The organism is Brevibacillus brevis, from assembly GCF_022026395.1.
Classification (GTDB): Bacteria; Bacillota; Bacilli; order Brevibacillales; family Brevibacillaceae; genus Brevibacillus.
Window position 1 is genome coordinate 3,443,370 of the sequence record NZ_CP041767.1, and the last position, 13,798, is coordinate 3,457,167.

General features: G+C 46.4%; 17 protein-coding genes. 7 read left to right on the forward strand and 10 right to left on the reverse strand.

The genetic code is table 11. The annotated features are described in order from the left end of the window. The first annotated feature begins 360 nt into the window (after positions 1–360). Positions 361–738 (forward strand): YflT domain-containing protein, encoded by a 378-nt coding sequence (locus FO446_RS16250; protein ID WP_173607874.1) that lies wholly within the window; start codon positions 361–363, stop codon positions 736–738. Between the two features lie 67 nt (positions 739–805). On the opposite strand, the gene FO446_RS16255 is transcribed toward FO446_RS16250, so the two are convergent. From FO446_RS16255 to FO446_RS16290, 8 genes are all read right to left on the reverse strand, one after another. Then, the gene (locus FO446_RS16255) at positions 806–1,105 is read right to left on the reverse strand and encodes a DUF1292 domain-containing protein (RefSeq protein WP_007718819.1); all 300 of its coding nucleotides are present in this window, start codon (positions 1,103–1,105) and stop codon (positions 806–808) included. Between the two features lie 139 nt (positions 1,106–1,244). After that, positions 1,245–1,415, reverse strand: coding sequence for a hypothetical protein (locus FO446_RS16260; RefSeq protein WP_370646634.1), 171 nt, complete (start codon positions 1,413–1,415; stop codon positions 1,245–1,247). 31 nt (positions 1,416–1,446) lie between these two features. Continuing rightward, a complete protein-coding gene (locus FO446_RS16265) occupies positions 1,447–2,313 on the reverse strand; it encodes an ABC transporter permease (RefSeq protein ID WP_173607876.1) in 867 nt (288 codons plus the stop codon). Next, positions 2,310–3,242: an ABC transporter ATP-binding protein gene (locus FO446_RS16270; protein WP_173607877.1), complete on the reverse strand. Its 933-nt coding sequence runs from the start codon at positions 3,240–3,242 to the stop codon at positions 2,310–2,312. The genes FO446_RS16265 and FO446_RS16270 overlap by 4 nt, the downstream gene beginning before the upstream one ends. After that, positions 3,236–5,464 (reverse strand): hypothetical protein, encoded by a 2,229-nt coding sequence (locus FO446_RS16275; protein WP_173607878.1) that lies wholly within the window; start codon positions 5,462–5,464, stop codon positions 3,236–3,238. The genes FO446_RS16270 and FO446_RS16275 overlap by 7 nt, the downstream gene beginning before the upstream one ends. A 14-nt stretch (positions 5,465–5,478) precedes the next feature. Then, complete coding sequence (locus tag FO446_RS16280) at positions 5,479–6,555, reverse strand: TolB family protein (RefSeq protein ID WP_221868623.1); 1,077 nt, start codon at positions 6,553–6,555, stop codon at positions 5,479–5,481. Continuing rightward, entirely contained in the window at positions 6,552–7,106 is a 555-nt protein-coding gene (locus FO446_RS16285; RefSeq protein ID WP_047067599.1) for an RNA polymerase sigma factor, read from the reverse strand. The genes FO446_RS16280 and FO446_RS16285 overlap by 4 nt, the downstream gene beginning before the upstream one ends. Before the next feature lie 137 nt (positions 7,107–7,243). Beyond that, positions 7,244–8,401: a trans-sulfuration enzyme family protein gene (locus FO446_RS16290; protein ID WP_173607880.1), complete on the reverse strand. Its 1,158-nt coding sequence runs from the start codon at positions 8,399–8,401 to the stop codon at positions 7,244–7,246. A 126-nt stretch (positions 8,402–8,527) separates the two neighbouring features. Here FO446_RS16290 and FO446_RS16295 point away from each other — a divergent pair, with 126 nt between their 5' ends. After that, positions 8,528–9,223, forward strand: coding sequence for a peptidylprolyl isomerase (locus FO446_RS16295; protein ID WP_173607881.1), 696 nt, complete (start codon positions 8,528–8,530; stop codon positions 9,221–9,223). A 222-nt stretch (positions 9,224–9,445) separates the two neighbouring features. After that, entirely contained in the window at positions 9,446–10,069 is a 624-nt protein-coding gene (locus FO446_RS16300; protein ID WP_221868624.1) for a cell wall hydrolase, read from the forward strand. A gap of 311 nt (positions 10,070–10,380) precedes the next feature. Here FO446_RS16300 and FO446_RS16305 read toward each other — a convergent pair whose 3' ends face one another. After that, the gene (locus FO446_RS16305; protein WP_221868625.1) at positions 10,381–11,145 is read right to left on the reverse strand and encodes an SDR family NAD(P)-dependent oxidoreductase; all 765 of its coding nucleotides are present in this window, start codon (positions 11,143–11,145) and stop codon (positions 10,381–10,383) included. A 102-nt stretch (positions 11,146–11,247) separates the two neighbouring features. Between FO446_RS16305 and FO446_RS16310 the strand changes: the two genes are divergently transcribed. Continuing rightward, the gene (locus tag FO446_RS16310; RefSeq protein WP_047067608.1) at positions 11,248–11,559 is read left to right on the forward strand and encodes a YfhH family protein; all 312 of its coding nucleotides are present in this window, start codon (positions 11,248–11,250) and stop codon (positions 11,557–11,559) included. 114 nt (positions 11,560–11,673) lie between these two features. Then, positions 11,674–12,123, forward strand: a complete 450-nt coding sequence (locus FO446_RS16315) for a DUF441 domain-containing protein (RefSeq protein ID WP_173607883.1) — start codon at positions 11,674–11,676, stop codon at positions 12,121–12,123. Here FO446_RS16315 and FO446_RS16320 read toward each other — a convergent pair whose 3' ends face one another. Beyond that, positions 12,124–12,432 (reverse strand): iron-sulfur cluster biosynthesis family protein, encoded by a 309-nt coding sequence (locus tag FO446_RS16320; RefSeq protein WP_237898527.1) that lies wholly within the window; start codon positions 12,430–12,432, stop codon positions 12,124–12,126. Positions 12,433–12,533: 101 nt separating this feature from the next. Here FO446_RS16320 and FO446_RS16325 point away from each other — a divergent pair, with 101 nt between their 5' ends. Beyond that, complete coding sequence (locus FO446_RS16325) at positions 12,534–12,674, forward strand: hypothetical protein (protein ID WP_007718846.1); 141 nt, start codon at positions 12,534–12,536, stop codon at positions 12,672–12,674. Positions 12,675–12,742: 68 nt separating this feature from the next. Next, positions 12,743–13,798, forward strand: a complete 1,056-nt coding sequence (locus tag FO446_RS16330; protein WP_237898528.1) for a DUF2515 family protein — start codon at positions 12,743–12,745, stop codon at positions 13,796–13,798.

Here is a 13,798-nt window from a genome sequence, read left to right on the forward strand (position 1 = left end):
CCCATAGTATTCAACGCCAGTAGCAAAATGGGGCAAAAAAGCCACCTCGCCCCTAGCGAGATGGCCGATTCTTCTCAGTATTCCTCGTTCTCATTCGTTCTGTACATGACAAGCTTATTCCATTAATTAGTGTAGCACTATTGGTGAAGATTGGTCAAAATGAAAAACCAAAACATTTGTTTCCCTTTCTCTATTTCTTCCCCCACTGCGTAAATCCTGCTACTATCAAGGAAAATATATGTCAATTGGTTCTTATGTAGCGTTCACAAACGTGCCTCAGGTATTTCCATTCATTCGCTCTTTGGCTTTGGACATCCTAAAAAGGCATCGATTCCTGAGGCGAAAAAGGGGGGACTACATTTGATCAGTGCTACCAAGCCGTTTGTCAAATTCCATAAGTATGATGCTGAGCTAGCTTCTGACGTTCATGCGTTAAATTCCGCCGGATACAACAGTGATGACATCTGGGTTTTGAAATGGAATCCAGATAAAAATCACTCCAATCAACGAAACAATTTTTATAAATACAGCACCCACTTTGAAAGTGCCGTCGGTCACATTGACAGCATGGCGCATTTCTTTGACAATGGCGGTGAAGAATTGCGTACCCGTCTCGAAAAGCTAGGTCTTACGAAAGACGAGTGCTCGGCATTGGTTCGGGAACTGCAAGAAACCGACTATACATGCCTTCTCGTTGTACGAGACCTTAAGGATAACATTATTAAAATGAATGACTGATGACCGCAAGAAAAAGCCACTGCTCGGTTTCTAACGCCAGCAGTGGCTTGTTTCATTCTTACCGGGATTACTTGTCTTCTTTAATGAGTTCGATGCCTTCCAGCACTTCGTTCAGCTTCGCGTAAACAGTGCTTTCCTCATCTTCTTCCAATGGTACCATTTCGCCGCCGTCCACTTGGAATACGAAGATATCTACTTCTTCATCTTCTTCGCTTTCTTCATCTTCCACAGCTTCAGCCAAGGCAATATATTCTTTACCGTTCAGGTCGAACATAGCCAATACTTCGAAATCCCCCAACGGTTCACCATTTTCATCGTCCAATGTAATGATATCGCCCAACTCGAGGTCTTTGTTCTCTTCTGTCAATGTGTTCACGTCCTTATGCAGATATTCGTATTCTGTTCCATCATACCGTTTTTTTCCGGGAGAAGCAAACAGGCGAATAACTCTGTGCCTTGCCTGTCCATGAAAAACAACCTACCGCGTAAGGCAGGTTGTTAGCTGATTACTCACTATACTCTTGAAGAACACCTTTTTCAAGCAAAAACGCTTCTTCTGCCTGAAGAATCGTCACGATCGCTTCGCGTTTGACGTACATCCCAGCAGATGCCAGACGGCTCTCAATCGCACGAAGCAGCTCTTCAAAATCAATGATCTGCACTTGTTCATCGCTCACATAAAAACCTCCCTTTTCCCATGCACCTTTTTCATTGTACACGAACAGGTCGTTTCTTCCAACTCCACCATTTTCGGCGAATTGGTTTTAACAAATAAGCGCTCCAGATGATGAGGATAAAGGAAAGAACGAAGTACACACATGAGAAAAACAACCACGGTGCAAAAGTGATGTCATCGGATTGATCGAAAGACTCGCCTAAAATATCGAACAACACGATAATAGGGTTCATCCCTGCCAGCATCTGTAGCTCATACATGCTCCAAACATTGGAATTGATGTACCGTTCCGGATGCGCCTGTTGCAAGGACTCCCCGATAAAAAAGAACAACAAGCCAGTACCTACTACAAAAAAGAAGGCAATGCCGTATGTGGTGACCGTCGAAATCGACGTTCGTTTAATCCAAGTGGAGCAGAACAATCCCAACGACCCGAGAAAAAACATATTCACCGCGAGAAAAAGGACGAGTTGGGCCATTTGTTCCGGGGAGACGCTCCCGTACAGCATTACGATACTGTACAAAGGCATCGAGGCAATCAAAAGCAGCGTGGAGAACGCCAAAGACGTAATGAGCTTGCTCAAAATAATCGTGCGCGTCGACAATTGGGTCGTCAGCAAAATATGCAAGGTCTGGCGTTCTCTCTCCCCACTGATCGCTCCAGCAGTCAGGGCAGGTGCCACAAAGCAAACCATCGCGTAGTGTATCCCCGCAGATATCAGAAACAGATCCTGGTTATCCCCTAACGATTCGGCCTTCAGGGGGTCCATGAGCAAAAAGCCCATCGGTATTCCCCCCATGACAAATAAGTAAATCGCTAATATGAGCATGGTCTTTCTCGAGCGGAATCTTTCCCGCATTTCTTTTACCAAAAGTGGATTGAACAAGAAGTCGCTCACTCCATACCGACTCCTTCCGTAATCGCTAAGAAGACGTCTTCTAAATCTTTCTTGGAATCGCCATAGTAGACGACTGCGACCTGCTCATCCAGCAGTTCTTGAAGCAATTCAGCTTTTTGTTGCTCCGTCCCTTGAAAGTAGAAGCGAAAGCCTCCCATATAGTCTGTCAATTGATGGACATACGGAGAGCTCGCTAATAGAAGTCCGGCTTTGTCCAAATTCCGCAGGGCTCTCAGTTGCATCCGGCTTTGCCCTGTATCCCGATTGCTGACCTCATGCACAGACCCATACGCAATTAATCTGCCTTTTTCAATGACACCAATATCATCACACAGCTCGGCTAGCTCCGGCAAAACATGGGAGCTGATAATAATCGTCTTGCCCATTTCGCGTAGCTGTTTCATAATTTCGCGCAACTCGATACGAGCTCGCGGGTCCAGTCCTGATGCGGGTTCATCCAAAATCAGCACGGCCGGATCATGTACGAGACAACGCGCTAATCCCAGACGCTGTTGCATGCCTCGAGACAAAGAATCGACGAAAGCGTCTGCTTTGTGAGACAAATTCACCAGTTCTAAAAGATCACCGACGAGTGCCCGTCTTTTCGAGGCAGGAATTTTGTATGCTCCAGCATAAAACTCCAAATACTCCACCGCTGTCAAATTGTCATATACACCAAAAAAATCGGGCATGTAGCCAACAGACTGGCGCACACTTGCAGGGTCTTTTCGTACATTGTAGCCACAGACAAAGGCTTCCCCTTCACTCTGTTCCAAAAGGGTGGACAAGATGAGCATCGTGGTAGATTTTCCGGCGCCATTTGGACCAATGAAACCGAACACCTTTCCTGGCTCAATGGAAAGGTTCAAATCCGTCAACGCTTGCAAATTGCCGTATCTTTTTCCTAAATGAACGGTTTCAATTACCATTTCCGCACCCCCTCTACCTGGAAAATTGGCTCTGGTAGAGCTAATCGCGACGTTCCATTGTGGGAAAAACGAAGCAATAACGATTGATTTGGCGTCAAGACTTGCTGGAGTTCATTATCGAGGACAAGTCTCGTCCCGCGTTCAACAGGTATCCACCTACCGCTCTTTTGGTGGAAGTATTCGATTCTAAAAGGCTTGAATGAACTGTGATTCAATGGTACCGTTATTCGCTTCATATTGATCGCAGCTTTGTCTGACCGCAGCTCAAATGTAATGCTACCCTTTCCAAGCTGCCAAATGTATCCGGTATTGTCGAAGTCTCCTACCACTTCATACATTTCGGCATCTAGCAAACCATAAGGAAAAGTCACTAGACCTTGTTCATTCGGCTGGAATTGAATAGACTGCTGAATGACATTCCAGTAATTCGCTTGGTGAGGCACCTGCATTGTCATCAGAGGAAGAGGCTCTTTCGTTGTACCGATGATACTTACCTGATTCCCCTCTTCATAATCAACGACTCTTTCCTGCATTTCCTTGATTCGTTCTTCTATTGTTTGCAATTCGTTTGTTGCCTTTGGTTTTCTTGGCATAAACAGGGGTTCAAGCACACTGTCAACCTGCTTTTCTTCGCCCTTTTTCAATGGCCCAAGTGGAATTCGTTGAAAACCAATTTCAATATAAGTTTGATCGTAAGCAAACTCTGTATTGTTTTTCACTTTCCCTTGCAGCCGATTTTCATTAATTCGCAAGGAAGCATCAAAAGCCCCCATGTCGTGCTTTACGCCGATAGCAATTGCTTGTTTCGGTGTCAAATAGGGGAGATTACGGAAAGAGAGAACCTCTTCACCAACCATTAACCCCTCTGGTCGATAATCATTTCGCCCGACTGTCAAAGGCAGGGCAGCGATCGAAGGTTCGAGCTGAACATCGTATTCGTTCTGATCCACCCCTAAAAACGTAGTGGCTGAGCGAACATGAGCCAGTGACTCATCTAATATGTCGATCTTGGTTACGGCATAGCTGGTACTCGTTTTCACAACAGCAGGCTTTCCAACCGCGAATATAGCAACGGTCAAGAAAATTCCTCCTGCTGGGATGACTCCCCACGCCCATTCAGGTTTTCTCATTCTTTTTAGAACGAAGTATGTCAATGGTGCAAGTACAATTACATATCCGCCCCACAACGCCACCATCCAGATCGGCGGAGGCGTTTGTACTTCAGGAATCTTCTTGCTCAAATCAAGAAAAGGCCGGGTCATTTGATCCATAAAAGGCTTCTCTTCAAAAATCTTCTTGGCGCCATGCTGGGTCATTGCATTCTGCCACAGTTGTGGATTGAACTGCCACGATGCCAACGGCTCTGCTGTCACATCATAGTTGACAAATAGCAGCAACCCTCTGCCGTACGATTTTGACACAAATAAGGGCATGTCACGGTTGTATACACCGATACTGCCATTTGGCGCGACTTTTGCAATGTCATACTCACTAAGTGCTTGCTGCAGATCAATATTACCAGCTTTTCCGGCTTCCACAGGGAGAATATCAGCAAACCGCTGGATCATCCCATCTTGATTGGGACCTGCCGAAACAACCACGATCCCTCCCAGCTGGATCCACTCCTTGATCGCTGCCATCTGTTGATCATTTATTGTGGAGCCGCTATTGCCTGCCAGCGCTAACATGTCTATGTTTTCGTAAATCCACGATTGGTCAGGCAACATTTGTTCCGTGAGATTTTGTACGGACAAGGGGCGATTCATTTTGGATTGTGACTGATTGACGGCAAGGAAGTGAAACGCATTGCCCTCCTCACTAATCACCCCAATGGTGCGGCCGTCTGTTGGATATGAGATTCGCAGCTTTTCACTTTTGAGAACTTGACCGTTTTGCGTTACCTGGACGTACCAATCATCGAGCAATATTTGGGAAGGCATATCAAAGTAAACGGTTGTGCTCTTTCCTTGCTCGAGTTTTATTGGACGCCGAAGCTTAAATTCATTATTTTTTTTGACTTGTCGCTGCGATAACTCTACGGCCCCTGTGAAATTCTGTTCCTGGCTGGTTACCTTAACGTTTAGTCTCATCCATGATTCATATTTGACGATCCCACTTAAAGGTATTTCGAATTGTATGTCTATGTTGCTCTCTGCCATAGCTGGGCGTATCGAAAAGCTAAGCCATGTGATGACAAAGATTAACATCCATTTCCATCTCATGCTTGTTCCTCCGCTCATTTTCGTGACGCCAAAGAGATAACCAGTTGTTGCAGCTGATCATGGCGTGAGATAAGCAGTAAGTGCTTACCTTGGTTTGCCCAGTTTCCTTTGATCAGCTCTTCAGATGACTGGTTTCGCAATGGTAGCTCGCGTGTCACAAAAGGCTCTACACCCACGTTTACTTCCATCAGCGTTCCGTTTGGGTGTGTATAGGTCAATTTCGTATCGGAGCTCCACGATGCCCACTGTCCCACTGCAAGCGGGGTAACTTTCCCCGTTCGCATTTCCATCAGCTGTACTTCACCTGCTTTATTGAAGGCAAGCAAGCTTCCATCTGGCGACCATTCAGGCTGAGAGCCTTCTACAAGCTTCCATTCTTGGAACGAAACTGTGCTGCTCACCCAAATTTCTTCGACGCCATTTTTCGAGCGGGTAAAGGCAAGCGAATCATCATGTTCAGACCAGCTTGGTGAAGCGTATAATACTCCTTCTTCTTCCTTCAGCAATCGGCTGCTTCCCATGCTGTAAGCCGTCGGCATCTCCACAATCCATATCCGCGATAATTTTTTATCCTGCTCGACGACAGCGATTTGCTTTCCAGAATTAGACCATGCTACCCCGGTGTATTTGCCTTCTGTTGGCGGCAATTTGATCGTGACTGGCTTTAATTCCTCGTCGATTGGAATGGTTTTCAGCTCTGTATTGTTATTGATATAAGCTAGCTGAGTGGCTTTGCGATCAATGTCAACAAGCTCCACGGCTGCTTGTGCTGGCAGTTTAAGGACTTCATGCTCTCGAACGGCAAGAGAGGTATTGTTCCACCACACAAATCCGCCTATGGCAAGGGTGAGCGCAGCAGCAGCGATTCCGCTCCAAACTAACTTCCCAAGCTTTTTGGGTGCGGCATTTGGAGCCTTTGTCTGTTTGGCCTCGAGATCTCTCATTTTCTGGAGCAATTGCTTTTTCAGGTCTGATTTTAGCTGATAATTGACTGGAACCGATCCGCGCATCTGCTTCAAATGGGCTAGGAGTTGGGTTACGGTCTGATCATCCGATTGATGATCCTGGGGGTGTTTCTCCTCTTCTCTCATTCGGAGTCCCCCCTCTCATACATCTTCTGAAGTTTTTGTAATCCGCGATAAGAAATCATTTTGATACTCGATTCTGTTTTGCCGAGCACCTCAGCTACCTGACTGATTTTGAGGTCAGCAAAGTACCGGAGCATCAACACGTCACGTTGATCCTGAGACAACAAGTCCAGACGATCACGAAGCAGACGAATCTCTTCATTCGTCAGCGCCTGTCGCTCCGGCTGCCATGTGTCATCCGGTTCTGCTCCTAGAAAATCTTCCTGGTCAACAGGTAACTCCCTGTTTTTCCGCATAAAATCCACATATGTATTGTGAGCAATACGAAAAATCCATGATGCGAATGGACTTGTTCTGCTATATTGCTCGAATTTTTCTAGTGCTTTTAAAAAGACCACGGTGGTCAAATCATCGGCATCCCACGTACTTTGAACCCGGCATCGTAAATACCGGTTGACGCGATCAAAATATTCGTCATACAGTTCCGTAAATGGACGAGATTCATAATAATCTCCGGATGATGGCCCCGACGGTTGCTTCATAGCCATTCCCATTTGCGTTTTCCTCGGTTTCTTCCAGACTGAAGCATGTTCTCAGAATGGACTTTCTCCACTGCATTCTGAGACTACTCTAACTAAGTAATACGTATTACTTAGGAAGAAAGTTTCATAATGTGGCAAAGTTTTTTGAATTATTTCCCTAATGCGGCATCTAATGCTATCTGAATGTCTTGAACAGCTTCAATTCCGACCGATAACCGTACCAGTCCCATCGTGATTCCCGTTTCCTTGCGCTGCTCTTCAGAAAAAGCACGGTGGGACGTCGTAACTGGATGAGATACACTCGTCTCCACACCTGCAAGAGACGGAGCCAGCTTGATCCAGTCAAGCGCCCGGTAAAAGTCGTAAATCTTCGTCTCTTCTGCCAGAACAAAGGATACCATTGCTCCCTGTTTTTGCATTGAAAAAAAGAAGGTATCTGTAGGACTTGGGTAATGCACTCGTCCAACTGCAGGATGAGCACGAAGAAACGCAGCGATCTGGCTGGCATTATCGCATTGACGCTCCATTCTCACTGCCAATGTTTTCAAACCGCGCGATGTCAACCAGGCCTCAAAAGGACTGAGCGATGCACCGTAATTGGCTACGATCTCAGTGGCACGCTTGATCGTCGCCTGTGATCCAACCAGAACACCTGACGTCACATCGCTATGTCCCCCAATGTATTTGGTTCCACTATGTACCACGAGATCTGCTCCAAATGATACGGGTTGTACCAAATACGGAGTCGCGAACGTATTATCCACCATGACGGTTAAGCCAAGACTTTTTGCTTCCTTGATCCAGTAAGGTAGATCTACCACAGTCAATAGCGGATTGGTGATAGTCTCCACGAAAAACAGCCGCGTCGTTGGGCGAACATGATCAGCAAGCTTTGTCATTCGACCAAGCTGGATGCACTCAAGCTCGATCCCAAATCGCGACAGCTCCTTGTGCAGAAGAGCGTAGGTACCGCCATAAATTTCATGGGAAGCCAGCACGTGATCCCCAGGGGAAAGAACAGCAAGTAAACCAGCCATGATCGCTCCCATACCGGAGGCAGCACTGACACCTGCTTCTGCACCTTCTAAAACAGCGATAGCATGAGCCAGCTCAGCTTGGTTCGGATTGCCATTTCGGGTGTACAAATATTCTCCTTCGCCGACGTAGTACGCTTCTACTTCTTCCAAGCCTTCGAAGGCAAAAACAGAGGTTTGAAAAATCGGTGTCGTTTTGCTCTTTACTCCCCGCAAAGGATCATGTCCGATATGTACCGTTTTGGTCTCAAATCGCTCTGCCACATTGATCACCCTTTTCTCCCAATCATACCACGCGAGATTGGAAAGGAAACTAGCGGATTGGCAAAAGCTCGACTATTTGTGTTATAATTCGAAACCGAACCACCCAACAGTATGAAACAAAGGAAGGTGCATAAGATGAGAAAGATGATGACAACTCTGTTCACATGTCTGACGGCAATCGCCTTGGTTACGGGTTGTTCTACAGGAAGCAATGAAGCCGCTCCTAATCAGCCGACTACGCCAGCAGAGAAACCAGCATCCAAAGAGCCAGCTAACCCACCGGGTCCAACCGGAGAGAAGAAATACGAGAAGGCTCCGGCTATGCAGATTGACAAAGCAAAGGACTATCAAGCGAAAATCTCTACTTCCATGGGAGACATCACGATCGATCTGTTTGAAAAAGACGCCCCAATTGCTGTCAATAACTTCGTTTTCCTCGCAAAGGACAAGTTCTATGACGGCATCACGTTCCACCGCGTTATGAAAGACTTCATGATTCAAACAGGTGATCCATTGGGTAATGGCATGGGTGGCCCTGGCTACACGTTTGAAGACGAATTGAAAAATGGTCATAAATACGAACCAGGCGTAGTTGCCATGGCGAATTCTGGTAAAAACACGAATGGTAGCCAATTCTTCATTGGTTCTGGACCTGACGTGACAGGATTGGACAACTCTCCGAACTACACGATTTTCGGAAAAGTCACGGGTGGTATGGATATCGTTCAAAAAATTGCCGGAACAAAAGTAAAGAAAAACCCACAAACGGGGGAACCAAGTGTTCCTGAGCAAACGATTACCATTAAAACCATTACGATTACGGAAAAATAAGCTCAAACTGCACACGAAAGCCACTTTCTCAACAGGAAAGTGGCTTTTTTTATCGAGGAAACATCTGTTTATGAAAGCACTTTCATGAATCGAATCATTTTGTAAATAGTTCTATGGTACCAATTACCTCTTGAACCATTCCGATCAGACCGCTAGACTTGCAAAAGACCTGATTCGCTTCCGCAATCAAAACGCAAAGAGCGAAAAGGAGTGGTTCACACCATGTTGACACGTGAAGCGCCAACGCGCTTTTTCTTCTTTTTGAACAGTTTTGGCTTGATGCTGTTATGCTTATTTGTCACACCGACAAGTGCAATGGCACCACAACCAATACAAATCCTCCCTGTTCTCGATAGTGCAACGGCGCCATCGGAACAAGTTTCGAAGAAGGAAAAGACACCAACCACATCTGCTGCAGCAGTAAAACGCAAGTCTGTGCAGGTTAGTCGTGATAGTCGTCCAAAAGTGGTTCGGAATGGAAAAGTGAAAGTTTCGGAGAGGGATATGGAACTGCTCGCCCGGTTAGTGTATGCGGAAGGCCGGGGAGAACCGTATGAAGGACAGGTAGCGATTGCTGCCGTTGTATTGAATCGGGTTGCTTCAGATAATTTTCCAAATACGGTACGGGAGGTTATTTATGCTCCCAATGCGTTTTCGCCTGTCCATGACGGCAATTTGACACATAAATTAAATGAGAGTACGAGAAAAGCGGTCCAGGACGCGGTCAATGGAAAGGATCCAAGCAACGGTTCCCTGTACTTCTTTAACCCGGATACGGCTACTTCCAAGTGGATTTGGTCACGTCCTGTAACGGTTGAGATCGGTAACCATCGTTTTGCTCGTTAACGCGCTACTTCCCGAAAAAGATTTAATAATACTTTATTTTTATTTAATGGATGTTTTACTTTTGCTTGCTATGTTGTAGGTGTAAGCACTTTTTCAACGCATTGAGAAAAAGTTCGATTATCTTCTTTGGATGACTTTTTAACGTAAGCATGTTTAGATCGTTTATTCAATCTGAGTATGCCTACGCTAATAGCTTTGATTGATTGACTGTTTTGGGTGAGAGCAAACCAGTCATAGAACAATCAGTCGTTCTTTTTCTCAATCGCCCCCAATAATTAGGCATTCCCAACGTGGGAATGCCCCTTTTTTTATTAAAATCCGTATATAGACATACCGCCATCAACCGAAAGCGTTTGACCGGATATGTAGGAAGCGGCATCAGAGGACAAGAAAATCGCTGGTCCTACCAAGTCCTCGACATCCCCGATGCGGCCACTTGGCGTTCTCTGCAATACCTCTTGGACGAACGCTTCGTCACTAAGCAAGCTCTCCGTTAATGGCGTACGAAAATACCACGGCGCGATCGCATTTACGTTGACCCCAAACTTGCTCCATTCTAATGCCAGCACCCGCGTCATCTGGATGAGCCCTGCTTTGCTGGCACCATACGCGACACCCGTACGAAGTGCTACTACACCTGCGACCGAAGCAATATTGACGATTCTTCCATAGCGCTGCTCGCACATGATCTTGCCTGCAGCTTGACTCATAAAAAACGCTGCTTTCAAATTCAAATCCACTACCCTGTCCCACTCTTCTTCCGTTACCTCATGAGCTTTTTTGCGAATATTCATTCCTGCATTGTTGATCAGGATATGAACACCCCCTAGTCCTTCGACTGCCTGCTTCACAACATGGTCCGCTGCATCAGACACAGTCAAGTCAGCCTCGACAGGAACAGCCAGTCCGCCTTTTGCTTCAATCTCCGATACCACCTCTTGCAAGTCGGAAGCTGTTCGCGAGACCACCGCAACCTGTGCACCCGCTTCTGCGATTCCCAACGCAAGTGCCTTCCCAATTCCTCTGCCCGCACCTGTGATGATTGCTTTTTTTCCATGCAAATCAAAACGTGTCATTTTCGAAACGACTCCCCTTTCGTTTCCTTAGAGGATTCTGCATCCATCGCCTTTTCCCTTGTCTTTTGCTACAATATACCTGTATGGAAAGGGGGCAGTCCGTTGCGTTTGTACAGTCAGATGACACTCGCCGAGCTGCAGGAGGAAATGGAGCGCCTGCACGTAGAAGCGAAAGAGAAAAAGGAGCTTGGTGATCACTCACAGCTTGCGATCATTACACAAAAGTACTTTATGGCGAAATCGTACTATTTAGGAACGGGTGAGTTCCGAATCGGCAGCAAATACAGCGTGCCTGATTATGATCAGCCATTTACAATCGACTATTTCAACGGCGTCTTTGCTTGGGGACGTTTCCCTGATTCGGATGAACAGACGGGTTTTCCAGTAGGAATGCTGGAACTGTGGTTCGACTAGAAAAAAGAGATCGGCACTCGCACTCTTGTGCATGCCGATCTCTTTTTTCTTGCCCGGGCACATGCCGCAGCAGTATGGATATACTAAAAAAAACGAAAGTGAGCCAACCCGCTTATGGACTGGATTTCTATCATCCTTTTGGTATTACTGGCGCTCGGTGTCGTCGGCAACAACGCCACCGTCTCCATTGCAGTTGCGATTCTTCTCTTAATGAGGCTCCTGTCATTGGAACGATATTTCCCTCTGCTCGAGCAGCATGGATTACAGCTCGGGATTATTATATTGACGATTGGCATCATGACCCCGTTGGCAAGCGGCAAGATCAATCCTTCGTCCATCTTGGAGATTTTTACGAATTGGCATTCGTTACTGGCTGTCGCCATCGGTATGTTTGTGGCTTACCTGGCGGGAAAAGGAACGGCCTTGATGACCCAAAATCCATTGATCGTGACTGGCCTTCTGCTAGGGACAATCGCTGGTGTCACTTTTTTCCGCGGTGTTGCAGTCGGTCCTTTAATTGCAGCAGGGATTCTCGCCTTTATTTTGCAATTTCTCCCGAAGTGATTAGGTCCAGCGATCTTTCAGTTGAAGGCCATAAGCCAAAATTTGCTGTGGCGTGACCATCCGGAAGCCTTGCTGCGCACGATAATCAATCGTAAGCACATCAGACCCGATATAGGTGATCGTTTCGCGATCTATCAGAAACGTCAAAGAATCGACCTGGTAGACTTCATCTTCTGGACCTTGGGTATCCCACCACAGCGCATACTCTACATTCATCCCGCAGCCACCGACTAGCTCACCGTTGATCCGAATGGGCTTGTCCGTATTGGCTATGCGTTCTACTGCTTCTTTTGTCACTTTTACTATCATATTTGGTGCCACCCTTCTCATGATTTTCCAGCATGCTGGATGCATCATCTCTTACATGATAGCATACAATGCTTGAAAGGCAGCAGAAAGGACGATCATCTATGAATATCTACGAACAAGATGGGATTTTTGTCGCGGAAACGGAGTTCCAATCGGAGCACGTTGTCATTTTTGCGAATACGTGGGAGGAAGCCAAGGAAAAACTACTCGTTCGGCTTCTCGTACTAGAAATGATTGGTTGAATAAAAAGCGGGTCGCCCAGTAGACCTGCTTTTTTCCATGTGAAAAACAACAAGGAGCACCCATACCGATGACAGATAAGACAGCAACGAAAATAGCCGAGCAGCACTTGGTTGCTCAAATCAGACAAGCAACAGCCAAAGCCAATCGCAACAATGTGACCCGCACACAAGCATACCTCGCCTTTTATCTCGAGCACCAAGAGGTTCACTGGGCATTATTGGCCCATCTGGTCTCACGAAATGGCGGGTGGAACATGACCGATTTAAAAGGAGAATGGCTACCGCTTATCATGGATGCACAAGCAATCGAGCCGTTTTTTTGGTTTTTGGAAAGATGCAACTGGCTGATTTTTCACGATGCCTATCCACAATTACTTCTGTATGCGGAGATGAAACGAACGGGGACAGATTTAACCAACCTTTTGGCGCCACTTGGTGTTTCAGTCTTTATGCAACCGTATTGGCAAGAGTTCCTCGTATCCAAAGACAGTGCGAACCTTACACATGCACTCATCGTCAATGAGCAGCAATATATCGAACAGCGTGTCGTACAGAAGCCGTTTACCCTGAATCATATTTTTGCTTCGTTTGCTTTCGTCGCCCAATCTGCTCTCTCGATGAATCAAGTGCTCATTCCTTATAAAGCGCACCCTACTGACCGCCGACTCAGCTTGATCGGGTTGAATGTTCATCATTTTCCCGATGTCAGAAACCGCATTCAGGTCGGAAAGTCGTTGTACCACCAATTGTTTGGGGAGCGTTTTCGCTTCGAGAAAATACTATCCTACTGCTCTCGTATTCCTCATACAGGCTCACGAGCAGATTATTGGCCGCATTTGTTCACACCTCATCATCCACCTTCCACCACAGAAGGTGAGTACCAACTACGCTTGGATGGACATGAGTTGCTAGAAGGAAGTCCGCGGATATACAGCCCACGTCTTCAAGATGCATGGGCTGATTATGGACACGATCCGGCAGATGGGGTAGATTGGTTTCGAGATGAAAAATGGCACAAGGTCGTGAAAGAACCCGCTTCACTGCCAACCATCGACAGTGATTCTTATGTGCGTTCACTGCAATGGATCGAATACGGAGTCAAACTCGTCTCAGCAATCACGTAG

What these genes read in the sequence shown, in the direction of transcription:
- FO446_RS16270 (WP_173607877.1), bottom strand. Translation starts at nt 3,242, where the DNA reads ATGGTAATTGAAACCGTTCATTTAGGAAAAAGATACGGCAATTTGCAA.
- FO446_RS16275 (WP_173607878.1), bottom strand. Translation starts at nt 5,464, where the DNA reads ATGAGATGGAAATGGATGTTAATCTTTGTCATCACATGGCTTAGCTTT.
- FO446_RS16280 (WP_221868623.1), bottom strand. Translation starts at nt 6,555, where the DNA reads ATGAGAGAAGAGGAGAAACACCCCCAGGATCATCAATCGGATGATCAG.
- FO446_RS16285 (WP_047067599.1), bottom strand. Translation starts at nt 7,106, where the DNA reads ATGGGAATGGCTATGAAGCAACCGTCGGGGCCATCATCCGGAGATTAT.
- FO446_RS16295 (WP_173607881.1), top strand. Translation starts at nt 8,528, where the DNA reads ATGAGAAAGATGATGACAACTCTGTTCACATGTCTGACGGCAATCGCC.
- FO446_RS16300 (WP_221868624.1), top strand. Translation starts at nt 9,446, where the DNA reads ATGTTGACACGTGAAGCGCCAACGCGCTTTTTCTTCTTTTTGAACAGT.
- FO446_RS16305 (WP_221868625.1), bottom strand. Translation starts at nt 11,145, where the DNA reads ATGACACGTTTTGATTTGCATGGAAAAAAAGCAATCATCACAGGTGCG.
- FO446_RS16315 (WP_173607883.1), top strand. Translation starts at nt 11,674, where the DNA reads ATGGACTGGATTTCTATCATCCTTTTGGTATTACTGGCGCTCGGTGTC.
- FO446_RS16320 (WP_237898527.1), bottom strand. Translation starts at nt 12,432, where the DNA reads ATGATAGTAAAAGTGACAAAAGAAGCAGTAGAACGCATAGCCAATACG.
- FO446_RS16325 (WP_007718846.1), top strand. Translation starts at nt 12,534, where the DNA reads ATGAATATCTACGAACAAGATGGGATTTTTGTCGCGGAAACGGAGTTC.
- FO446_RS16330 (WP_237898528.1), top strand. Translation starts at nt 12,743, where the DNA reads ATGACAGATAAGACAGCAACGAAAATAGCCGAGCAGCACTTGGTTGCT.